The sequence below is a fragment of the Cupriavidus sp. TMH.W2 genome, from assembly GCF_050847365.1.
Lineage (GTDB): Bacteria > Pseudomonadota > Gammaproteobacteria > Burkholderiales > Burkholderiaceae > Cupriavidus.
The window spans coordinates 2,309,478-2,330,608 of record NZ_CP193793.1; the positions used below are offsets into that span (position 1 = coordinate 2,309,478).

Below are 21,131 nucleotides of genomic sequence, written 5' to 3' on the forward strand. Positions count from 1 at the left end.
GCTACGCACCCTGTCTGTGCCTGCTTCGACGGACTATTGGACGAACCCGACTTTAGGCTGTTGGCAGCCTACTAACCACGGCGTCGGTCGGACGCCTTCGGCTGCGCTGCGCGCACGTCCTGACGTGGCAGAACCGGCGGCTACGTCCTGATTTTTTTCCTTTGGCCCGGCATCATTCACGACAACGCCGTGCGAGCGCAGCGACGCACTCCGTGCCCGAGCCCCCGACCTACGATACTGAGTGCGCGCAGCGCAGCCGTAGGCGTCCTACCGATAACCTCGTTAGAAGGCTGCCAACAGCCTAAAGTCGGGTTCGTTCAATAGTCCCTGGACGCAAGGCACATCCCGGGAGCGTAGCAGGCCTGAACCACCAACCCCATCGAACGGAAATCACCACCGCCCGAACCACCCACACCGCGGAATTGGTGGCCAGCCGCCTGAGGCGACGCGTTTTTTGGTTACTTTTTGGCGCTCGGCCAAAAAGTGACCCGCCCAGCAGGGCGGAACCAGGCGGTAAAACCTACGACAACATCGAACCCGACCGACATAACCAAGCAACCCAACAAGCAGGAATCCCACCAAAACACCCCGCAACCACTGCAACGCCCAGAGAAAAAAAGGCCGATCAAACCAACCGGCCCAACGAACCCCGCAATACCAGCCGCAGGTGTCGATATGAGAGTTAAGCACTCGCCCAGGCAGGCTTCGCAGCCTGCCGGACGGGCATCAGGCGGCTACGCTCAGAAGCGGTGACGCAGGCCGATCGTGGCACCGGTCTGGTTCTCGCCGGCCACCACGGTACCAACCCCATTCAGGCCCAGCGCCGAACCGGACTTGTTCTTCGCGTAACCAACATTCAGGTACACGTCGGTACGCTTGGACAGCGAATAGTCCGCCGACAGCACGAACATCCACGGATCCGCACTGCTGTCGCGCATATCGGTGTAGTACGCCGCGCCGGTCAACTGGAGCGCAGGCGTGAAGCGGTACTGTGCGCCGGCCCAGTACACGTTGCTGCGGGTCGATGTCGCGGTGGCGGCAGACACGCCGTCGTCGCTCAGCCAGCGGTAGCCGGCGAACACCTTGGCTTCGCCGAAGGCATAGGCAGCACCCACCGCGGCGCGCTTGGCAGCACGGTCCTGCAGCGCCACGGTGGCACCCTGGTACTGGTCATAGGCGGCGCCGACAGAGAAGCCGCCCGCGGCGTACGACAGGCCGCCGCCGAAGTTGCGCGCGACCTTGGGGGCGCCCGGGACTTCGCCGTTGTTGTCGCGGCCGAAGCTGTAGAAGCCAGTGGCGGTCAGGCCGCCAAACTTGCCGGTGTACTTGATGGCGTTGTCGGCGCGGCCATTGAAGGCCGAGTCAACGCTGTTGAGCGAGTAGCGCGGGCCCACGGCCATCGGGTCGAAGGCGCCGAACAGGTCGTACAGCGCGTTCTGCTGGCGGCCCAGCGTGACCGCGCCCCAGCCGCCCTGCAGGCCGACATAGGCCTGGCGGCCGAACAGGCGGTTGCCCTGGGCCGAGGTGCCGGTGTCGATGTCGAAGCCGCTCTCCAGCACGAAGATGCCCTTCAGGCCGCCGCCCAGGTCTTCGGTGCCGCGCAGGCCCCAGCGCGAGCCGGACAGGTTGCCCGAGTTCAGGCGCGTGGCGGTGCCCTGGGCGCCGTTGCTGCCCGGCACGTGGCTGATCACTTCGACGCCGGCATCGACGATGCCGTAAAGCGTCACGTTCGACGCGGCCTGGGCCGACGCCACCCCGGATGCGGCCGACGCGGCCGCTGCTGCCGTCATTGCAAGGAGAGCTTTCTTCACTGTGATTTCTCTGTGTTCTGTTTGAGGCACGACACCGCGCCGGACCCAAGGCCAGGTCGGCAAGGGGGCCAACCCGATCGAGCCGGGCAACCCGGCAACGGCGCTTCGTCCGCACAAGTTGCGGCCTCGGCATTGTGGCGGCGCAATATGAATCCTTTGTGACCCATGCTTTGCAGCAGGAAGTGGCGGATAACCCCGAATGGGGGTTATCCCTGTAACCAAGGGGAACGTTTTGGTAGGATGCAGTCTTTTCCGACGACGGTAATGCCAGTGTCCCGTGCCGCCATGCGCCAGTGCCTCGACCGCTTCGCCTCATGAAGCTGGCTGAGATCAAGACCCGGCTTGCCCCGCTGCTCGCCTCACTGCCTGCCCGGCTCCGGCAACGCTTGTCAGGACTGGCCGCGCGCACCGCACGCGCCGGGCTGACCCGGCCCGGGACGCTGCGCCCCACCCGGCGCGGCGTGCTGGCCGCGCTGGCCGCCATCCCCGCGGCCGTTCTGCTCTACGTGCTGATCCTGATCCCGTTCACGCCGGGCATCAGCGATATCCGCAAGGCCAAGTCCGAGCAGCCGGCCCAGGTGCTGTCCGCCGACGGCAAGGAGCTGGCGGTGTTCAAGTGGGCCAACCGTGACTGGGTGCCGCTGTCGCAGATCTCGCCCAACGTCGTGGCCGCGCTGATCGCCACCGAGGACCACCGCTTCTACCAGCACCACGGGCTGGACTGGCGCCGGCTGGCGTCGGCCGCGGTGCATACCTTTTCCGGCGACCGCCAGGGCGGGTCCACCATCACCCAGCAGCTCGCGCGCAACCTCTATCCCGATGAGATCGGCCGCGCGCCCACGCTGACGCGCAAGCTCAAGGAAGCCATCACCGCGCTGAAAATCGAGGCGCTCTACACCAAGGACGAGATCCTCGAGACCTATCTCAACACGGTGCCGTTCCTGTACAACGCGTTCGGCATCGAGATGGCGGCGCGCACGTACTTCGACCGTCCGGCCCGTTCGCTGGACGTGCTGCAGAGCGCCACGCTGATCGGCATGCTCAAGGGCAACAGCTACTACAACCCGGTGCTCAACCCCGAGCGCGCGCTGGACCGGCGCAATACCGTGCTGGGCCAGATGGTCAGGCGCGGCAAGCTGGATGCGGCACGCTACGAGCAGCTGAAAAAGCGCCCGCTGCGCATCGACTTCGAACGCCAGACCGAGCCGCCCGGGCCCGCGCCGCACTTCGCGCAGCAGCTGCGCAAGTGGCTGATCGGCTGGGCCGACCGCAACGGCTACGACATCTACGCCGACGGCCTGGTGGTGCGCACCACCATCGACGCGCGCCTGCAGGCCATGGCCACGCAGGCCGTGGTGCAGCAGGGCAACCGGCTGCAGGCCATCGCCAACGCAGCCTGGGCGCCGCGCGCGGGCTGGGCCGCCAACAAGCCGCTGGTGCAGGCCTTCGTGCGTGAGACACCGGAGTACCGTGCCGCCATCGCCGCCGGCACCGCGCCGGAAGAGGCGCTGCGCCAGCTGATGGCCGACAGCGCCTTCATGCGCGCGCTGCACCAGCAGAAGACGCGCATCCAGGCCGGCTTCCTGGCCATCGACCCGCGCAACGGCGAGATCCGCGCCTGGGTCGGCAGCCGCGACTACACTCAGGACGCGTTCGACCACGTGCAGCAGGCGCGCCGCCAGCCCGGCTCGACCTTCAAGCCCTTTGTCTACGGCGCGGCCTTTGAAGACGGCAAGACGCCCGATGACACGCTGGTGGATCAGCCGGTGGAGATCAAACTGTCCGGCGGCGAGATCTGGCGCCCCAGCGACGAAGGCCGCCCCACCGGGCGCGCCATGACGCTGCGCGACGGCCTGGTCTATTCGCGCAACACCATCACCGCGCAGCTGATGCAGGAAGTGGGGCCGGCGCGCGTGGCGCGGCTGGCGCGCGACATGGGCGTGCGCGACAGCCAGCTTAACCTGGTGCCGTCGCTGGCGCTGGGCACCAGCCCGGTCACGCTCAAGGAGATGGTGGCCGCCTACGGCACCATCGCCAACGCCGGCGACTACATCGCGCCAACCATGGTGACGCGCATCGAGGACCGCCAGGGCAATGTGCTGCAGGTATTCCGCCCGGCCCGCGCCGAGCACGCGCTGCCCGCCGCGACCTCGCAAACCCTGCTCGACGTGATGCGCGACGTGATCGACCGCGGCACCGGCGCCAGCATCCGCTCGCGCTTCGGCATCCGCGCCGACGTGGCCGGCAAGACCGGCACCACCCAGGACAATGCCGACGGCTGGTTCATCCTGATGCATCCGGAACTGGTGGCGGGCGCCTGGGTCGGCTTCAACGACAGCCGCGTCACGCTGCGCAGCGACTACTGGGGCCAGGGCGCGCACAGCGCGCTGCCGATGGTGGGCGACTTCTACCAGCGCGCGCTGCACGCCCGCATCGTCGACGGCCGCGCGCGCTTTGCCGAGCACGAGGAGACCAGCCTGTTCGCGTCGCTGGGCACGCAACTGCGCGGCTGGTTCAGCCAGATGTTCACGCGCGACAAGGCCAGCGAGACCTGGGCACCGCGCCCGGCACCGCGCCGGCCGGCGCTGCCTGCGCCGGAGGCTGAGGTAGCGCCGCCGGCCGGCTCGGCATCGGGCGCTTCGGCGGATCGCGCCCAGGATGAGTCCAGCCTGGCGCTGGACCGGGGGGAGACGGTGATTGCGGTGCCGCCAGGTTCTACTGCGGACACGTCTGCGGCAAGTGGCGTGGAAATACCGACAGCATCAGCTGCGACGGCTCCGCCCGGGAAGTCCGCCCCGCCTGCTTATCCGGGCGCCCTCACGGGTCCAGCCGCGCCTGCCACGCCAGTGGCGCCTTCGCCCGCCTCCCGGCCAGTCGATGCTCCTGCGCCGACGAGCGGCACCCCGAACAACTCCACGCCAGGCTGACGTATCGGCTATCGCCGCCTGGCGTGAGATTGGCGCCTACGCACCGGCCCGAAGGCCTACTTCAGCCAGTTTTCGCAGCGTAATCCGTCGACGCGAGAAAACTCCCCGATATTGTCGGTCACTAGCACGGCACCCAGCGAGAGAGCATGCGCAGCGATCAGCATGTCATTGGCACCAATCACCCGTCCGCTGCGTTCCAGTGCTGCGCGCAACTCTCCATAGCAAGCGTCAGCGTTGCCGCTCAGCGGCAATACACGCAAGCCAGCCAAGGCCTGGCTGACACGTTCGCTCAGCGGGGCAGAGCCCTTCTTGGCGGCTCCGAAGCGAAGTTCGGCCGCCACAATGATCGAAGTGCACAAATTGTCAGGTTCGAGCGCGGCAATGCGAGCAGCACAAGGCCCACGCGTATTGCGAATCGCGTCGGAAACGATGTTCGTATCGAGCAGGAATAAGGACATCAGAGATCGACATCCTCGGCAGGCAGGTTATCGACCGTCGGCCAATCGATGTCGATAGGCTCCCATTGCGCCAGCAAGGACCGCAATGGCATTGCAGCAACCGGCTCGATGATGAGGTGATTTCCTTCGCGGCGCAGAATGGCTTCCTCCCCCGGCAGTTCGAACTCGCGCGGAATCCGGATCGCCTGGTTGCGGCCATTGCGAAACAGCCTGACATGTCGGATTTCATCTGTCGTGGTCATTGGGGACTCCTTAGCATATGCCAAAGCATATGCCAAATTGAAGGCGAGTGCAATGAGCCGGCTCGTCGTTACATCGTCACTTTTCCCTTAAAGCTGGCATCTGCGGCGAGATCAGACCCAGTCGCCACGCTATTTCATTACACCAACCCGATATCCCGCCCCCTCACCCCCGGAAACACCTGGGCCAGCCGCGCATCATCCAGCCCATAGAGCCTGCGGAACACCCCGCCCAGCACCGCGCGATATTCATTGCGCACCGGCCAGTCCCGGTTCTGGTTGAGCGTGGCCTGTTCCACCGCCACCTGCTCGCCGGCGATGCGGCCGCCGCGCACGGTGCCGCCCGCGACCCAGTAGACCGTGCCGTGGCCGTGGTCGGTGCCGCGCGTGCCGTTCTCACGGAAGGTGCGGCCGAATTCGGACAGCACCACCACGGTGGTCTTGTCCCATACAGGACCCATTTCGGCGGCGAAGGCGGACAGGCCGCGGCCGAGGTTGTCGAGCAGGCCGGCCAGTTGCCCCTGCGCGCCGCCCTGGTTGACGTGGGTGTCCCAGCCGCCCACGTCGATAAAGCCCAGGTTGAAGCGCTCGCGCATCAGCCCGGCCATGCGCCGGGCCTCGACTTCGAATCCGCGTGCGCTCAGCGAGCGGCGGTTGGCGGCCTGCATTTCCTGCTGGCGCGACGCCATCGTGCCTTGACCATCGCCAGCCATGCCACCTTGTGGCGCCTGCGCCTGGCGCGCCACCGTCTCGCGCAGTTCGAAGCCCTCATCGATCAGCGACTCAAAACGCGTGCCACCGTACATCTGCGCCAGCAGCTTCGACTGGCGCGCATCGAACGGCGCGCGGCCGGTGCCTTTGAGCGAAACGTTGGGCACATCGCGCGGGCCGGACAGCACCACCGGCAGGCCATCGGTGAACGCCACCGGCGCGGCCTGCCCGCCCATCGCCTGCGCCAGCCGGTTCAGGAAGCCGCTGCCGCGCAGCGAAGCCGCGGCCTTGCGGTCGTCCCCTTCACCCGGCAAGCCGGCCTCGATCGCGTCCTGGGTCTCGAAGTGGCTGCGCGACAGGTCGTGCGTGCCGGCGAACGGCACGAAGGCCAGCTGGCCGCGCTGCCAGAGCGGCAGCATGGCCGCGGCCAATGCCGGGTGCAGCGCCCAGTCGCCGATGCCGCGCGCGGCGCTGTCGGCGGCAAAGGCCGGCGCCAGCGCCACGGCCGCGTTGGGGTCCGCGTCCGCACCGGCCGCAGGCGGGCGGCGGATGGCGATGCTGGGCCGCGCGGCGTAGTAGAAATCGCTGCCGGCCGGCACCAGCACGCTGGCGGCGTCATAGCCGCCGCGCAGGAACACCAGCAGGAAGCGCGCGTCGGCCTGCGCCGGCAGCGCATAGACGCGCGAGGCGATGCCAGGCAGCGCCAGCCCCAGCGTGGCACCGCCCATCGTTTTCAGCCATTGTCGGCGTTGCATGGTCCGCTCCCTTGCGTGGTCATCGCTGCATCCACTCGGGCGAGCCGAGCAGCACGGTGTTCCATTCGGCCTGCGATTCGGCCTGGGCCAGCGCGGCGCGCGTGGCGGGGCCGAGGGTGGCTTCGATGGTGTCGTAGTACAGCTTGTTGCCGATCATCGGGAAGCGCGCGCCGCGCGGCCTCGTGCCATCGCCGGCAAACAGCCCCGCCGGCCCCGAGCCGATCGCGCGCGCAATCTCGAAGCGCCGCACCATCTGGCCCGAGCTGGCCCATGCACCTTCTGCCGACGGATAGCCATCCGGCGTCACGTGGCCGTACAGCGGCTCGCCAAGCTGGTTCAGCCAGCTCATCACCGGGCGCAGGTTGGTCACGGGGCGGCCCTCGTAGGCGAGCCGCATCGACGACACCACATAGACCATCGGATCCTTGAACTTGCGCGTGGGCGCGGCAAGTTGCCGGTCCAGTTCCGGCGCCAGGAACAAGGTGCGCAGCACCGCGGCGATATCACCATCGGTGCGCGTGAAGGTCTGCGCCATGCGCTCGACCAGCGCCGGCGGTGGCGTGTCGGCAATGAAGTACGTCGCCAGCTTGGCGCTGATAAAGCGCGCCGTGGCCGGCTCGCGGGCGAGGATCGAGACCGCGCGCGCCACCTCGTCGAAGCCGGCCGGCTCGATGCGCTGGCCCAGCAGTGTCTTCGCGCCGAAGTCATGGCGCGCGGGATTGAATTCGAACAGGCCATTGCTGCGGTACAGCCCCGCACGCGCAGGCGGCAGGCGCGGCGGCGGCGTGCCGCCCAGATTGACGCCCACGCCGGTCAGCACGCGCGCCAGCTCCTGCACATCCTGCTGCGTGTAGCGCGAGCCGCTGGGCCCGCCCGACACGCCCAGGGTATGCAACTCCATCAGCTCGCGCGCGTAGTTTTCATTGATGCGGTTGGCGCTGCTCTGGGCGTTGTCGAGGTAGACGAGCATGGCCGGCGCGGTCACGGTGGCCATCAGCAAGTCGCGGAAGCGGCCCAGCGCGTGCGGGCGGATGGCGCGTTCCTCGTAGTCGGACAGCAGCAGCCGGACCTGGCCCTTGCCCGAATAGACGTTGAAATGGTTCATCCAGAACCACGTCATCTGCTCGCGCAGCTGCGCCGGCGAATACAGCGCGCGCAGCAGATGGCGCCGCGCGGCATCGTCCACGATCTCGCGGCCCTGCGCGTTCAGCGCCTGGCGGGCCTGCTGCTTGCTGTCGTCATCGGGGAGGGCGTCGATGCGCTGGCGGGCGTCGCGCGCGGCCTGGATCTGGGCGCCGGCGTCGGCCTGCAGGCCGGGCAAGGCCGCGATGGCGGCCGCCAGTTCGGGCGGGTCGGCCGGGGGCGGGGTCAGTTGCTGTTCGAGGAAGGCCTTGCGGCCCAGCCGGCGCAGATCGCCAAGTGTGGCCTGGTCGGCGCCGTAGGTGACGGTATTGAGCCAGCGCAGGTCGGCGGCGGTGCCGGTACTGCCGGTGGCCCCGGCCGGCACCTGTGCGCAGGCGGCCACGCACGCGGCCAGTGCCAGTGCCGCCGCGGCGCGCCAGGCGGCGAACCCGCCACGGCCGGATTGTCTCGGATGCTGCGCCGGATGCATGCCTTTCTCCTCGCCCCTTTTGAGCAGAACACCACCGGACCATGACCAGTCCATGACCATGTTACGTGGCAGGCGGCCATCGGTTGACGTGGACAGGCGCCGGGAGTGTTACCAATACTTTCAGCGCGCGATTGCCGGATTTGCCAAGACAGCGGCGCAGCGCCTGGCTAGCCTTGCGCTTTGCCATCCTGATCCCGCCCCGGGCGGAAATCCCTGCCTTCATGTCGCGCCCCCTGCCCGCTGCCGCCTGGCTGCCCACCGTTGCCTTTGTCCTGATCTGGTCCACCGGCTTTATCGTCGGCAAGGCCATCGTGCCGCTGGCCGACACCAGCCTGTTCCTGCTGGGCCGCTTTGCCGTGGCGGGGCTGATGTTCGCGGCATGGTCGCTGGCCGCGCGCGCGGCCTGGCCGCCGCTGCGCGAGGCGCCGCGCCACCTGCTGGCTGGCGCGCTGATGCAGGGCATCTACCTGTGCGCCGGCTACGGGGCCGTGGCCAGGGGCCTGCCGCCGGCGATCATGGCCCTTCTGGGTGCGCTGCAGCCGCTGCTGACCGCACTGCTTGCCATGCCCCTGCTGAAAGAGCTACCTTCCAGGCGGACGTGGCAGGGCCTGGCGCTGGGTGCGCTTGGCGTCGCGCTGGTCGTCGCCCCGGCGATGCAGGCCGGCCTGCACAGCGCCACGCCGTCGCTATCGCCCTGGATCGTGCTGCTGGGCGTGCTGGCCATTGTCTCTATCACCATGGGAACCCTCTTGCAGAAAACCGCCATCGCCGCCTGTGACCTGCGCGCCAGCTCGGCGTGGCAGAACCTGGGCGCCATGCTGGCAGCCGCCGCGATGGTGGCGATCCAGGCGGCGGGCGCGCCGCTGCACTGGCACGGCGGCGTGGCGCTGTGGGCCGGGCTGGCGTGGGCGGCGCTCGGCCTGTCGGGCGCCGGCACTTGGCTGCTGATCAGCCTGGTGCGGCGCGGGCAGGCCGCCAATGCCGCGGCGCTGATGTTCCTGGCGCCGCCGCTGGCCGCGCTGCAGGCCTGGCTGCTGTTCGGCGAACGGCTGGATGCGGTGCAGGCGCTGGGCATGGCGGTGGCCGGGGCGGGCGTCTGGCTGTGCCAGACCCCTGGCAGGTTGCGGCATGCCGAAGCCCGCTGAACCCCACGCCTCGCCGCTGGTCGAGCAGCGGCGCTACCGCGCGCAGCCGGACGGCCACCAGCACGGCTACCACCAGCTGCTGTTCGGCCTGGCCGGCGCCACCGAACTGGAGATCGACGGCCGCGCCTACCGCGTGGACGACCACACCGGCCTGATCGTGCCGGCCGGCAGCCATCATGAATTCCTGGGCTGCGACGGCAACCTGCAGCTGGTGGCGGACTTCCCGGCGCGGTCGGTGGCGCTGCCCGCGCGGCTGATGGCGCGCCCGCGCACATTCTCGCTGGACGGCGCCTTCGGCAGCCGGGTGCGCGCGCTGGCCGCGTGGCGCGCCGCCGCCGCGGCACGCGGGCCGCAGGCCGACTGGCAACTGGCGGCCACGCTGGCCGCGGCGCTGGCGGACTGCCTCGGCATGCCCGGCGACCAGCAGGTATTCCCGCTGATGGCCGTGGATGCCTACCTGCGCGCCAACCTGTCCTCGCCGCTGCGCGTGGCGGAAGTCGCAGGGCATTTCGGCTGGAGCGTGCGGCGCTTCCAGACCCTGTTTGCCGAGGCCTTCGGCGATACCCCGCACCGCTACCAGACCCGGCTGCGCCTGGACCGCGCGCTGCAGCTGCTGACGCAGTCCACGCTGCCGCTGGCCGAGATCGCGCTGGCGTCCGGCTACCCGGACCAGACCACCTTCACGCGCAGCTTCACGCGGCGTTTTGGTCAGCCTCCCGGGGCCTGGCGGGCGGCCGCACGCGGCTAGCAAGTCGGCCGCCCGCTGTCCGTCGCGCCACACCATTGCGCGCGGGGCGGCCTCCGCTCACGCCACCAGCAATTTCTCCTGAATTTCGCGACGAATTCAGCAACAAATATCCCCTTGTTCTGATTAACCTGCCCGCTATTTTCTGTCTGCGGCCCACCGCGGACGAGAAAATAGCTGCTCCCGCCGGCCCCACGAAGGCCGGCGCGGCCATTCTGAAGACACGGAGACAACGACACATGAGTGCAAGCGCAGAACATCTGCAACGCGGCCTGGGCGAACGGCATATCCGGCTGATGGCGCTGGGTTCGGCCATTGGCGTGGGCCTGTTCCTGGGTGCCGGCAACGCCATCAAGATGGCCGGCCCCGCCATCATGCTGGGCTACCTGATCGGCGGCGCGATGATCTTCCTGATCATGCGCGCGCTGGGTGAAATGGCCGTGCACAACCCCGTGGCCGGCTCCTTCTGCCGCTACGCGCAGGACCACATGGGCCCGCTGGCCGGCTACCTGACCGGCTGGAACTACTGGTTCCTGTGGCTGGTGACGTGCGTGGCCGAGATCACCGCCGTGGCCATCTACATGGGCATGTGGTTCCCCGACATGCCGCGCTGGATCTGGGCGCTGGCCGCGCTGGCCGCGATGGGCTCGGTCAACCTGATGGCGGTCAAGGCCTATGGCGAGTTCGAGTTCTGGTTCGCCATGATCAAGATCGTCACCATCGTGCTGATGCTGTTCGGCGGCGGCGCGATGATCGTGTTCGGCTTTGGCAACGGCGGTGTCGCCACCGGCATCGCCAACCTGTGGCAGCACGGCGGCTTCATGCCCAACGGCGCCTCGGGCGTGCTGATGTCGCTGCAGATGGTGATGTTCGCCTACCTGGGCGTGGAAATGATCGGCCTGACCGCCGGCGAGGCGCGCAACCCGAAGAAGTCGATCCCGGACGCGATCAACTCGGTGTTCTGGCGCATCCTGATCTTCTACGTGGGCGCGCTGTTCGTGATCCTGTCGCTGTACCCGTGGAACGAGATCGGCGCGCAGGGCAGCCCGTTCGTGCTGACCTTCGAGCGCCTGGGCATCAAGACCGCCGCGGGCATCATCAACTTCGTGGTGCTGACCGCGGCGCTGTCGTCGTGCAACGGCGGCATCTTCAGCACCGGGCGCATGCTGTACAACCTGGCGCTGCAGGGCCAGGCGCCCGCCGCCTTTGCCAGGGTGGACCGCAACGGCGTGCCGCGCCGCGCGCTGCTGGTGTCGATCGGCGCCCTGCTGTGCGGCGTGCTGCTCAACTACCTGGTGCCGGAGAAGGTCTTTGTCTGGGTGACGGCAATCTCCACCTTCGGCGCGGTCTGGACCTGGGCCATCATCCTGGTCACCCAGATCCAGTTCCGCCGCAACCTGGCGCCGGCCGAGCGCAAGGCGCTGGCCTTCCGCATGCCGTTCTGGCCCTATGGCTCGTATATCGCGCTGGCCTTCCTGGGGCTGGTGGTGGCACTGATGGCCTACTTCCCGGATACCCGTGTGGCGCTGTACGTGGGCCCGGGCTGGCTGGTGCTGCTGACGGTGTGCTACTACGCGCTGGACGTGCGCTCGCGCGGGCCGGTCAGCTATCGCGCCTGATCCGCACCATTGGCGGGGTGCGCCGGCCGGCGCACCTCGCTACAATGGCCCCCGGGCAATCCATCGCCAGGGGGCCGCATGTCCGAGACCACAGAGGCTGCAGACCGCGCGGCCGCCATGCCACCGCGCAACAGCTGCGCCGACGCCGAGGCGCGCGCGCGCGCCGTCGCCGCAATGGTGGCCCGCACCGCCGTCGAGCAGGCCGACCACGCCATGCGCCACTGGACCGACCCCACCCCGGGAACGGTGCGCATCGGCTCGCCGCAGCACCTGCAGATGTTCTGCAACATGCTGCTGCAGACCCACAACCCCTACAAACCCGCCGTGATCGCATGGCCCAGGCTGTCGCCCGAGGCCCGGCACCGCGTCACCTCGCTGCCGATCTGGGATATCGCCGTGCAGACCGAGGGGCGCGCCTCGGTCCGCGTCAAGACCTTCGCCGATACCGTCGGCGACCCGCTGCTGCGCCGCGCGCTGGACCTGGATGGCGGCGAAGAAGCACGCCACAAGGTGGTGCTGTCGAAGCTGGTCGAAGCCTACGGCATCGCGCTCGCGCCGGAGCCGGACTACCCGCCGCCGGACGATCCGGAATGGGGCTGGCTGGTCACCGGCTACAGCGAGTGCATCGACAGCTTCTTCGCCTTCGGCCTGTTTGCCGCGGCCAGGCGCTCGGGCTTCTTCCCCGCCGAGCTGGTCGAGACCTTCGAGCCGGTGATCCAGGAGGAAGGGCGGCATATCCTGTTCTTCGTCAACTGGGCTGCCTGGTACCGGCGCAACCTGCCGTGGTGGCGCCGCGTGCCGTTCGCGCTGAAGGTGGCACGGGTGTGGGCCTTCCTGATCTGGGAGCGCATCGGCATCGCCCGCGGCATTGACGCCGACGGCGTGGCGCAGGACGCCAACTTCACCATGAACGGTTCCGCGGCGCTGGGCGAAGCCCTGACCCCGGGCGCCATGATCGACCTGTGCCTGGCCGAGAACGACCGGCGCATGGCCGGCTACGACGCGCGCCTGCTGCGCCCTGAAACCGTACCGCGGCTGGCCCGGCTGGCGCGCCGCTTCGTCAAATGAGGCAAGCCATGCACCTTGCGTTTGTGCTGTCGCTGCTGTCGCTCGTGGTCTGGCTGGTGCTGATCTTTGCCCGCGCGGGCTTCTGGCGCGTGCGCAAGCCACCGGCCGCGGCGGCCCCGGCGCACTGGCCCGAGGTGGTTGCCATCATTCCCGCGCGCAATGAAGCCGAGGTCATCGGCCGCGCGGTGGCGGGCATGCTGGGCCAGCGCTACCCCGGCCGGCTGGCGCTGGTGGTGGTGGACGACCACAGCCAGGACGGCACCGCCGATATCGCCCGCGCCGCCGCGGCGGCCACGGCGCGCCCGCAGGGGCTGACCGTCATCGGCGCGCGCGCGCTGCCCGCCGGCTGGAGCGGCAAGGTCTGGGCGCAGTCAGAGGGACTGGCCGCCGCGGACCGCATCGCCCCGCAGGCCCGCTATGTCTGGCTGACCGATGCCGATATCTGGCACGGGCCCGGCGTGCTGGCGGCGCTGGTGGCGCGCGCCGAGGACGAACGGCGCGACCTGGTCTCGCTGATGGTCCGGCTGCGCTGCGAATCGGCGTGGGAACGGCTGATCGTGCCGGCTTTTGTCTTCTTCTTCGCCAAGCTCTACCCCTTCTCCCGCGTGCGCGATGCCCGCAGCCGCGTGGCCGCCGCGGCCGGGGGCTGCATGCTGGCCAGCCGCGCGGCGCTGGCGCGCATCGGCGGCTTTGCCGCGATCCGCGGCGAACTGATCGACGACTGCAGCCTGGCCGCGCGCATCAAGCCCGGCGGCGCCATCCGGCTGGACCTGGCCGACGACAGCGTGTCGTTGCGGCCCTATGACGACTGGCGCAGCCTGTGGGACATGATCGCGCGCAGCGCCTACACGCAACTGCGCTATTCGCCGCTGCTGCTGGCCGGCGCGGTGGCGGGCATGGTGCTGACCTACCTGGTGCCGCCGGTGCTGGCGATCGGCTGGCGGCTGTGGCCGGCATGGCTGGCCTGGGGCGCGATGACCGTGGCCTACCTGCCGATGCTGCGCGAATACCGGCAGCCGGCATGGCTGGCGCCGCTGCTGCCGGTCACGGCGCTGTTCTACCTGGGGGCGACCATCGACTCGGCACGGCGCTACTGGCTGCGGCGCGGCGGACAGTGGAAGGGCCGGGCGCAGGCGCCGGTGCGGTCCTGAGCGCGCCCGGCGCCATCAGCCCTGACCCAGGTACCCCTGTGCCCGGAACCACTCCAGCGCGTCCCGCAGGCCCTCCTGGTATGGCCGCGGCTGATAGCCCAGCGCCTTGCGCGCCTTGTCGGAGGTAAAGAACATCCGGTACCGGGACATATTGAGCCCATCGACCGTGATGAAGGGCTCCTTCCCGGTAAAGCGCGCCGCCGCCTCCGCCCCATAGGCCAGCGGATACAGCGGCCAGCGCGGCAGCTGCACGGTCGGCGGGCGCCGGCCGCACAGTTGCGCGATGTCGCGCAGCATCTGCTGCAGCATCACGTCCTGGCCGCCCAGGATGTAGCGCTCGCCGGCCTGGCCGCGCTCCAGCGCCAGGAAATGCCCTTCGGCCACATCATCCACATGGGCCAGGTTCAGGCCGGTATCGACAAAGGCCGGGATCTTGCCCGTGGCCGCCTCGACGATGATGCGCCCGGTCGGCGTGGGCCGCACGTCGCGCGGGCCGATCGGGGTGGACGGGTTGACGATGACCGCCGGCAGGCCGCGCTCGGCCACCAGCTTTTCGACCACGCGCTCGGCCAGCACCTTGCTGCGCTTGTAGGCGCCGATGGCCTCGTGCGGGCGCAGCGCCGCGGTCTCGTCCACCGGCGCGCGCGCGCCGGCCACGCGCAGCGTGGCCACGCTGCTGGTATAGACCACCCGCTCGACCCCGGCCCGCTGCGCGGCCTCCATCACGGCCAGGGTGCCGTCGACGTTGGTGCGCACGATGTCCTCGGGGTCCGGCGCCCACAGCCGGTAGTCGGCGGCCACATGGAACAGGTAGCGCACGCCCTGTAGCGCGGCGGCCACGGCGCCGGCATCGCGCATGTCGCCCTCCGCCACCGTCACCGGCAGCCCTGCCAGATTGGTCCGCGGGCTTTGCGGGCGCACCAGCACGCGCACCCGGAAACCGCGTGCCAGCGCCTGGCGCGCCACCGCCGAACCCAGAAAGCCCGAGGCGCCTGTCACCAGCACGTCATCGTTTTTCGTCATAAACCCGTTTTCCCATGAGACGGAGTCGCCGCGGCCAGGCTTGCGCTGATCACAGCGCCTCCAGACAAAGCCGGCGTGTCGGGTATATAGTAACCACCGTGCGACGAAAATGTGATCTGCGGTGGATCTGCGGCAGATCTTTGCCGGATACCAGGCACATTTTTCGTCTCAACATCACAAACACTGAAACCCATTACAAAGGGTCGGGGGGCTTACTCCATGCAGGTGATTCTTGCTCAGCCCCGGGGCTTCTGTGCCGGCGTGGTGCGTGCGATCGAGATTGTCGACCGCGCCCTCGTCAAGCACGGCGCACCGGTGTTCGTGCGGCATGAGATTGTGCATAACAAGCACGTCGTAGAGGGACTGAAGGAAAAAGGCGCGCGTTTCGTCGAAGAACTGGACGAAGTGCCGACCGGCGCCGTGACCATCTTCAGCGCGCACGGGGTCTCGCGCGAAGTCGTGGCCGACGCCAGCCAGCGCCAGCTGCATGCCATCGACGCCACCTGCCCGCTGGTGATCAAGGTCCATACCCAGGGCCGCCAGTACGCCGCCAGCGGCCGTACCGTGATCCTGATCGGCCATGCCGGCCACCCCGAGGTGGAAGGCACCATGGGCCAGATCCCGGGCAAGGTGATCCTGGTGCAGAACGAGGCCGAGGTCGGCAAGCTCGACCTGCCCGCCGACACCCCCGTGGCCTATGTCACCCAGACCACGCTGAGCGTGGACGACACCCGCAATATCATCGCGGCGCTCGGCCGCCGCTTCAGCAACCTGGTCGGCCCCGATACGCGCGACATCTGCTACGCCACGCAGAACCGCCAGAGCGCGGTGCGCGACCTGTGCAAGCTGGCCGACGTGATCCTGGTGATCGGCGCGACCAACAGTTCCAACTCCAACCGCCTGCGTGAAATCGGCACCGAAAGCGGCGTGCCCAGCTACCTGATCGCCGAGGGCAGCGAGCTTGACCCGGCCTGGGTGCGCAATGCCAACGTGGTCGGCATCACCGCCGGCGCGTCCGCGCCCGAGGAAATGGTCGAGGACGTGATCGCGGCGCTGCGCCGGCTGGGCCCGGTCGAGGTCACCACCATGGCCGGACGCGAGGAGCATGCCGAATTCCGGCTGCCGGCCGAGCTGGTCGACGTCAAGCCGCGCGCCCCGCAAGCGGCCCCGCGCAAGCCCGGCAAGGAAGCCGCCGCCACACCAGCCACCGCCAACGAGAATATCGCCGGCTGAACCAAACCAGAGGAAGTTGCCTTGGCCATTCCATTCCTGCAGGTCGCCCGCGTGGGCGCCTACATCGTCGGCAAGCATCTGTCGCGACAGAAGCGCTATCCGCTTGCCTTGATGCTGGAACCGCTGTTCCGCTGCAACCTGGAATGTTCCGGGTGCGGCAAGATCGACTATCCGGACCCTATCCTGAACCAGCGCCTGTCGGTGCAGGAATGCCTGGAAGCCGTGGATGAATGCGGCGCCCCGGTGGTGTCGATCGCCGGCGGCGAGCCGCTGCTGCACAAGGACATGCCGGCCATCGTCGAAGGCATCATCGCGCGGCGCAAGTTCGTCTACCTGTGCACCAATGCGCTGCTGATGGAGAAGAAGCTCGACCAGTACAAGCCCAGCCCGTATTTCGTCTGGTCGGTGCACCTGGACGGCGATCGCGAGATGCATGACCGCTCGGTGTGCCAGGAAGGCGTGTACGACCGCTGCGTCGAGGCGATCCGGCTGGCCAAGGAGCGCGGTTTCCGCGTCAACATCAACTGCACGCTGTTCAACGATGCCGAGCCCGAGCGCGTGGCGCGCTTTTTCGACTCGGTCAAGGCGATGGGCGTGGACGGCATCACGGTATCGCCCGGCTATGCCTATGAACGCGCCCCGGACCAGCAGCACTTCCTGAACCGCGGCAAGACCCGCCAGCTGTTCCGCGACATCCTGAGCCGCGGCCGCGCCGGCAAGAACTGGGCGTTCAGCCAGTCGACGCTGTTCCTGGACTTCCTGGCCGGCAACCAGACCTACCACTGCACGCCGTGGGGCAACCCGGCGCGCACCGTGTTCGGCTGGCAGCGTCCGTGCTACCTGGTTGGCGAAGGCTATACCAAGACCTTCCGCGAACTGATGGAAGAGACCGACTGGGACGCCTACGGCACCGGCAACTACGAAAAATGCGCCGATTGCATGGTGCACAGCGGCTACGAGGCCACCGCCGTGGCGGACACCTTCGCCCACCCGCTCAAGGCGCTGGGCGTGAGCCTGCGCGGCGTGCGCACCAGCGGCGCGATGGCCCCCGATATCGCGCTCGACAAGCAACGGCCGGCCGAGTACGTGTTCTCGCGCCACGTCGAGATCAAGCTTGAAGAGATCGGCCGGGCCAAGCCGGCCAAAGCCGCCAAGCCCAAGGCACCGGCCGCGGTCACGCACTGAACCAAGCACCGATGGGCGCGGAACCGGCGACACTTGCCGCAACCCTGCTGGGCAGCACGCTGACCTGTGTATCGGCGGGATACGCGCTGGCCGCTGCATGGCGCTCGCGCCGGCACGCGGTGCGGCCGGCACCCGCCGGCGCGGCAGTGCGTCCGGTCAGCGTGCTCAAGCCGCTGTGCGGCGCCGAACCGCGCCTGTATGAAAACCTGGCCACGCTGTGCCGGCAGCAGCATCCGGCCTTCCAGCTCGTGTTCGGCGTGCGCGCGGCGGACGATCCGGCGCTTGCGGTGGTGGCGCAGCTGCGCCGCGATTTTCCGGACTGCGACATCGCACTCGTGGTCGACCCGCAAGTGCATGGCAGCAACCTGAAAGTCAGCAACCTCATCAACCTGAGCGCGCAGGCGAAACACGATGACCTCGTGGTGGCCGACAGCGACATTGCCGTGCCGCCGGACTACCTGGCGCGCGTTACCGCGCCGCTGGCGGACTCCGGTGTGGGCGTGGTCACCTGCCTGTATCGCGGCAATCCGACCGGCGGCCTGTGGTCGCGGCTGGGCGCGCAGTTCATCGACGACTGGTTTGCGCCGTCGGTGCGCATCGCGCACGCCGGCGGCTCGCGCCGCTTTGCCTTTGGCGCGACCATCGCGCTGCGGCGTGAGACGCTGGCGGCGATCGGCGGCTTCGAGGCCTTGTCCGACCGGCTGGCCGACGATTTCTGGCTGGGCGAGCTGACGCGGCAACGCGGGTTGCAGACGGTGCTGTCGGATGTCGTGGTGACGACGGACGTCACCGAAAACCGCTTCGCCGACCTGTGGAGCCACGAGCTGCGCTGGCTGCGCACGATCCGCTCGCTGAATCCGGCGGGCTTTGCTTTCACCTTTATCACCTTCACCTGGCCGATGCTTGCGCTCGGCGCGTGGCTGGCGCCGCTGCCGGCGATGCTGGCTGTCGCGCTGGCCGGCGTGCTTGCGCGCTGCGTGCTCGCAGGCAGCGCCGGCGCGGCGCTGCGCGCGCCGCTGCGCGATGTGCTGCTGCTGGCCGGCTGGGCCGCCGCACTCGCCGGCAGGCGCGTGCGGTGGCGCGAGCAGGTGCTGTCGGTGCGGGATATGCCTGCGCGTCGCCCGCACGCCAACCACAATCCATCTACCACCGGCATCCTTCCCCAGAGGCCGCTATGAAAAAAACCCTCTTCCTCCAGGCCCCTTCCTTCGACGGTTTTGACGGCGGCGCGGGCTCGCGCTACCAGGCCAAGCGCGAGATCAAGTCGTTCTGGTACCCGACCTGGCTGGCCCAGCCCGCCGCGCTGGTGCCCGGCAGCCGCGTGCTCGACGCGCCGGCCGACGAACTGACCCCGCAGCAGACGCTGGACATCGCCGTCGACTACGACCTGGTCATCATCCACACCAGCACGCCCTCGTTCCCGACCGACGCCAAGTTCGCCGAGGAACTGAAGAAGCGCAAGCCCGAGGTGATGATCGGCATGGTCGGCGCCAAGCCCGCCGTGGACCCGGGCGGCACGCTCGGCGCGAGCGAGGCCGTGGATTTTGTCTGCCGCGAAGAGTTCGACTACACCTGCCAGGACGTGGCGGCAGGCAAGCCGCTCAAGGACATCCCCGGCCTTTCCTACCGCCTGCCGGACGGCTCGCTCGAACACAACGGGCCGCGCCCGATGATCGAAAACATGGACGAGCTGCCCTTCGTGGCACCCGTCTACAAGCGCGACCTGAAGATCGACAACTACTTCATCGGCTACCTGAAGCACCCGTATGTGTCGATCTACACCGGCCGCGGCTGCCGCTCCAAGTGCACCTTCTGCCTGTGGCCGCAGACCGTGGGCGGGCACCGCTACCGCACGCGCACCGCGGAAAGCGTGATCGCCGAGGTGAAATGGATCAAGGAGAACATGCCTGAAGTGAAGGAGATCATGTTCGACGACGACACCTTCACCGACTTCAAGCCGCGCGTGGAAGAAATCGCGCGCGGACTGGGCAAGCTGGGCGTGACGTGGTCGTGCAATGCCAAGGCCAACGTGCCGTACAGCACGCTGAAGATCATGAAGGAGAACGGCCTGCGCCTGCTGCTGGTGGGCTATGAGTCCGGCGACGACCAGATCCTGCTGAACATCAAGAAGGGCCTGCGCACGGACATCGCGCGCCGCTTCACCGAAGACTGCCGCAAGCTGGGCATCCAGATCCACGGCACCTTTATCCTGGGCCTGCCCGGCGAGACGCGCGAGACGATCGAGAAGACCATCGAGTACGCCAAGGAAATCAACCCGCACACGATCCAGGTGTCGCTGGCCGCGCCCTACCCCGGCACCACGCTGTACCGGCAGGCGGTGGAGAACGGCTGGCTCGAGGAGAACAAGGTCATCAACCTGGTCAACGACAAGGGCGTGCAGCTGGCGGCGATCAGCTACCCGCACCTGTCCAAGGAAGACATCTACCACGGCGTGGAGACCTTCTATAAGCGCTTCTACTTCCGCCCCGGCAAGATCTGGGAAATCGTGCGCGAGATGCTGGGCAGCTGGGACATGATGAAGCGGCGCCTGCGCGAAGGCGTGGAGTTCTTCCGCTTCCTGCGCTCGCACGAGGCCTGATCCTGCCCCACGCGCTCTCCTGTGCCTCGCAACGCGCGCTGATCGTCACCGCCGACGATTTCGGCCTGCACACCGCCGTCAACGAAGCGGTGGAGCTGGCCCACCGCGACGGCGTGCTCAACGCCGCCAGCCTGATGGTGGGCGCGCCCGCCGTGGCGGATGCGGTCGAGCGCGCGCGCCGGCTGCCTTCGCTGCGCGTGGGGCTGCACGTGGTGCTGGCCGATGGCCCCGCGACGCTGCCGACCGCGCAGATCCCCGGCCTGGTCGACCAGCACGGCCGCTTCGGCTCGGCCATGGCGCTGGACGGCTGCCGCTTCTTCTTCCTGCCCGGGGTGCGCCGCCAGCTGGCGGCGGAAATCCGCGCGCAGTTCGAAGCCTTCGCCGCCACCGGCCTGCCGCTGGACCACGTCAACACCCACAAGCATTTCCACCTGCACCCGACGGTGCTGTCGCTGATCCTGTCAATCGGGCGCGAATACGGCCTGCGCGCCATGCGCCTGCCGCGCGAGGCGGGCGCGCCATGGCTGCTGCGCCCCTGGCTGGCGCTGCTGCGGCGCCGGCTGGACCGCGCCGGCATCGCGCACAATGACTACGTGGTCGGCATCGCGCGCAGCGGGCAGATGGACGAGGCGGCGCTGCTGCAGGCGCTGGCGCGGTTGCCTGCGGGCGTGGGCGAGATCTACCTGCACCCGGCCGTGGTCTCGGGCGAGGCCATCACCACGTCGATGCGCGGCTACCGCCACGCCGACGAACTGGCCGCGCTGCTGTCGCCGCGCGTGCGCGCCGCGCTGGAGCGCGCGGCCAACCGGCGCGGCGGCTTTGCCGACGTGCTCGGTGCCTGACCGTTCAC

At 68.8% G+C, this 21,131-nt stretch carries 17 protein-coding genes; 11 read left to right on the forward strand and 6 right to left on the reverse strand.

The window, feature by feature from the left end; all coding sequences use genetic code 11:
• Positions 1-740: 740 nt before the first annotated feature.
• Entirely contained in the window at positions 741-1,811 is a 1,071-nt protein-coding gene (locus tag ACREYQ_RS27880) for a porin (protein ID WP_432261198.1), read from the reverse strand.
• 314 nt (positions 1,812-2,125) lie between these two features.
• On the opposite strand from ACREYQ_RS27880, the gene ACREYQ_RS27885 reads away from it, so the two are divergent.
• A complete protein-coding gene (locus ACREYQ_RS27885) occupies positions 2,126-4,738 on the forward strand; it encodes a transglycosylase domain-containing protein (protein ID WP_432261199.1) in 2,613 nt (870 codons plus the stop codon).
• A 56-nt stretch (positions 4,739-4,794) separates the two neighbouring features.
• Here the strand turns inward: ACREYQ_RS27885 and ACREYQ_RS27890 are convergent, their stop codons facing one another.
• From ACREYQ_RS27890 to ACREYQ_RS27905, 4 genes are all read right to left on the reverse strand, one after another.
• Complete coding sequence (locus ACREYQ_RS27890) at positions 4,795-5,196, reverse strand: type II toxin-antitoxin system VapC family toxin (protein ID WP_432261200.1); 402 nt, start codon at positions 5,194-5,196, stop codon at positions 4,795-4,797.
• A complete protein-coding gene (locus tag ACREYQ_RS27895; RefSeq protein WP_432261201.1) occupies positions 5,196-5,438 on the reverse strand; it encodes an antitoxin in 243 nt (80 codons plus the stop codon). The genes ACREYQ_RS27890 and ACREYQ_RS27895 overlap by 1 nt, the downstream gene beginning before the upstream one ends.
• A 137-nt stretch (positions 5,439-5,575) precedes the next feature.
• A complete protein-coding gene (locus tag ACREYQ_RS27900) occupies positions 5,576-6,901 on the reverse strand; it encodes a DUF1501 domain-containing protein (protein WP_432261202.1) in 1,326 nt (441 codons plus the stop codon).
• A 19-nt stretch (positions 6,902-6,920) separates the two neighbouring features.
• Entirely contained in the window at positions 6,921-8,513 is a 1,593-nt protein-coding gene (locus ACREYQ_RS27905) for a DUF1800 domain-containing protein (protein ID WP_432261203.1), read from the reverse strand.
• Between the two features lie 221 nt (positions 8,514-8,734).
• On the opposite strand from ACREYQ_RS27905, the gene ACREYQ_RS27910 reads away from it, so the two are divergent.
• The 5 genes from ACREYQ_RS27910 to ACREYQ_RS27930 all read left to right on the forward strand — a co-directional run bounded on the left by ACREYQ_RS27910 (position 8,735) and on the right by ACREYQ_RS27930 (position 14,241).
• Entirely contained in the window at positions 8,735-9,658 is a 924-nt protein-coding gene (locus tag ACREYQ_RS27910; RefSeq protein WP_432261204.1) for a DMT family transporter, read from the forward strand.
• Positions 9,642-10,406, forward strand: a complete 765-nt coding sequence (locus tag ACREYQ_RS27915; protein WP_432261205.1) for a helix-turn-helix domain-containing protein — start codon at positions 9,642-9,644, stop codon at positions 10,404-10,406. Before ACREYQ_RS27910 ends, ACREYQ_RS27915 begins: the two co-directional genes overlap by 17 nt.
• 236 nt (positions 10,407-10,642) lie before the next feature.
• On the forward strand, positions 10,643-12,022 hold the full coding sequence (locus ACREYQ_RS27920) for an amino acid permease (protein WP_432261206.1): 1,380 nt from the start codon (positions 10,643-10,645) through the stop codon (positions 12,020-12,022).
• 78 nt (positions 12,023-12,100) lie between these two features.
• Positions 12,101-13,090 (forward strand): ferritin-like domain-containing protein, encoded by a 990-nt coding sequence (locus ACREYQ_RS27925; RefSeq protein ID WP_432261207.1) that lies wholly within the window; start codon positions 12,101-12,103, stop codon positions 13,088-13,090.
• An 8-nt stretch (positions 13,091-13,098) separates the two neighbouring features.
• Positions 13,099-14,241, forward strand: a complete 1,143-nt coding sequence (locus ACREYQ_RS27930) for a glycosyltransferase (RefSeq protein WP_432261208.1) — start codon at positions 13,099-13,101, stop codon at positions 14,239-14,241.
• A gap of 15 nt (positions 14,242-14,256) precedes the next feature.
• Here the strand turns inward: ACREYQ_RS27930 and hpnA are convergent, their stop codons facing one another.
• Positions 14,257-15,264 (reverse strand): hopanoid-associated sugar epimerase, encoded by a 1,008-nt coding sequence (gene hpnA / locus ACREYQ_RS27935; RefSeq protein WP_432261209.1) that lies wholly within the window; start codon positions 15,262-15,264, stop codon positions 14,257-14,259.
• A gap of 219 nt (positions 15,265-15,483) precedes the next feature.
• Between hpnA and ispH the strand changes: the two genes are divergently transcribed.
• From ispH to hpnK, 5 genes are read left to right on the forward strand one after another with little or no spacing between them, the layout of a single operon-like run.
• Positions 15,484-16,497, forward strand: a complete 1,014-nt coding sequence (gene ispH / locus ACREYQ_RS27940; RefSeq protein ID WP_432261210.1) for a 4-hydroxy-3-methylbut-2-enyl diphosphate reductase — start codon at positions 15,484-15,486, stop codon at positions 16,495-16,497.
• 21 nt (positions 16,498-16,518) lie between these two features.
• The gene (hpnH, locus tag ACREYQ_RS27945) at positions 16,519-17,682 is read left to right on the forward strand and encodes an adenosyl-hopene transferase HpnH (protein ID WP_432261211.1); all 1,164 of its coding nucleotides are present in this window, start codon (positions 16,519-16,521) and stop codon (positions 17,680-17,682) included.
• An 11-nt stretch (positions 17,683-17,693) separates the two neighbouring features.
• Positions 17,694-18,860 (forward strand): bacteriohopanetetrol glucosamine biosynthesis glycosyltransferase HpnI, encoded by a 1,167-nt coding sequence (gene hpnI, locus ACREYQ_RS27950; protein WP_432261212.1) that lies wholly within the window; start codon positions 17,694-17,696, stop codon positions 18,858-18,860.
• Positions 18,857-20,281 carry a hopanoid biosynthesis associated radical SAM protein HpnJ gene (gene hpnJ / locus ACREYQ_RS27955; protein WP_432261213.1) on the forward strand — a complete coding sequence of 475 codons (1,425 nt, stop codon included), beginning with the start codon at positions 18,857-18,859 and terminating at the stop codon, positions 20,279-20,281. The genes hpnI and hpnJ overlap by 4 nt, the downstream gene beginning before the upstream one ends.
• A gap of 38 nt (positions 20,282-20,319) precedes the next feature.
• Positions 20,320-21,123, forward strand: coding sequence for a hopanoid biosynthesis-associated protein HpnK (gene hpnK / locus ACREYQ_RS27960; RefSeq protein WP_432262676.1), 804 nt, complete (start codon positions 20,320-20,322; stop codon positions 21,121-21,123).
• Positions 21,124-21,131: the final 8 nt, after the last annotated feature.

Coding starts and splice junctions, on each gene's coding strand:
- ACREYQ_RS27885 (WP_432261199.1), top strand. CDS start 2,126: ATGAAGCTGGCTGAGATCAAGACCCGGCTTGCCCCGCTGCTCGCCTCA.
- ACREYQ_RS27890 (WP_432261200.1), bottom strand. CDS start 5,196: ATGTCCTTATTCCTGCTCGATACGAACATCGTTTCCGACGCGATTCGC.
- ACREYQ_RS27895 (WP_432261201.1), bottom strand. CDS start 5,438: ATGACCACGACAGATGAAATCCGACATGTCAGGCTGTTTCGCAATGGC.
- ACREYQ_RS27900 (WP_432261202.1), bottom strand. CDS start 6,901: ATGCAACGCCGACAATGGCTGAAAACGATGGGCGGTGCCACGCTGGGG.
- ACREYQ_RS27905 (WP_432261203.1), bottom strand. CDS start 8,513: ATGCATCCGGCGCAGCATCCGAGACAATCCGGCCGTGGCGGGTTCGCC.
- ACREYQ_RS27910 (WP_432261204.1), top strand. CDS start 8,735: ATGTCGCGCCCCCTGCCCGCTGCCGCCTGGCTGCCCACCGTTGCCTTT.
- ACREYQ_RS27915 (WP_432261205.1), top strand. CDS start 9,642: ATGCCGAAGCCCGCTGAACCCCACGCCTCGCCGCTGGTCGAGCAGCGG.
- ACREYQ_RS27920 (WP_432261206.1), top strand. CDS start 10,643: ATGAGTGCAAGCGCAGAACATCTGCAACGCGGCCTGGGCGAACGGCAT.
- ACREYQ_RS27925 (WP_432261207.1), top strand. CDS start 12,101: ATGTCCGAGACCACAGAGGCTGCAGACCGCGCGGCCGCCATGCCACCG.
- ACREYQ_RS27930 (WP_432261208.1), top strand. CDS start 13,099: ATGCACCTTGCGTTTGTGCTGTCGCTGCTGTCGCTCGTGGTCTGGCTG.
- hpnA (WP_432261209.1), bottom strand. CDS start 15,264: ATGACGAAAAACGATGACGTGCTGGTGACAGGCGCCTCGGGCTTTCTG.
- ispH (WP_432261210.1), top strand. CDS start 15,484: ATGCAGGTGATTCTTGCTCAGCCCCGGGGCTTCTGTGCCGGCGTGGTG.
- hpnI (WP_432261212.1), top strand. CDS start 17,694: ATGGGCGCGGAACCGGCGACACTTGCCGCAACCCTGCTGGGCAGCACG.
- hpnJ (WP_432261213.1), top strand. CDS start 18,857: ATGAAAAAAACCCTCTTCCTCCAGGCCCCTTCCTTCGACGGTTTTGAC.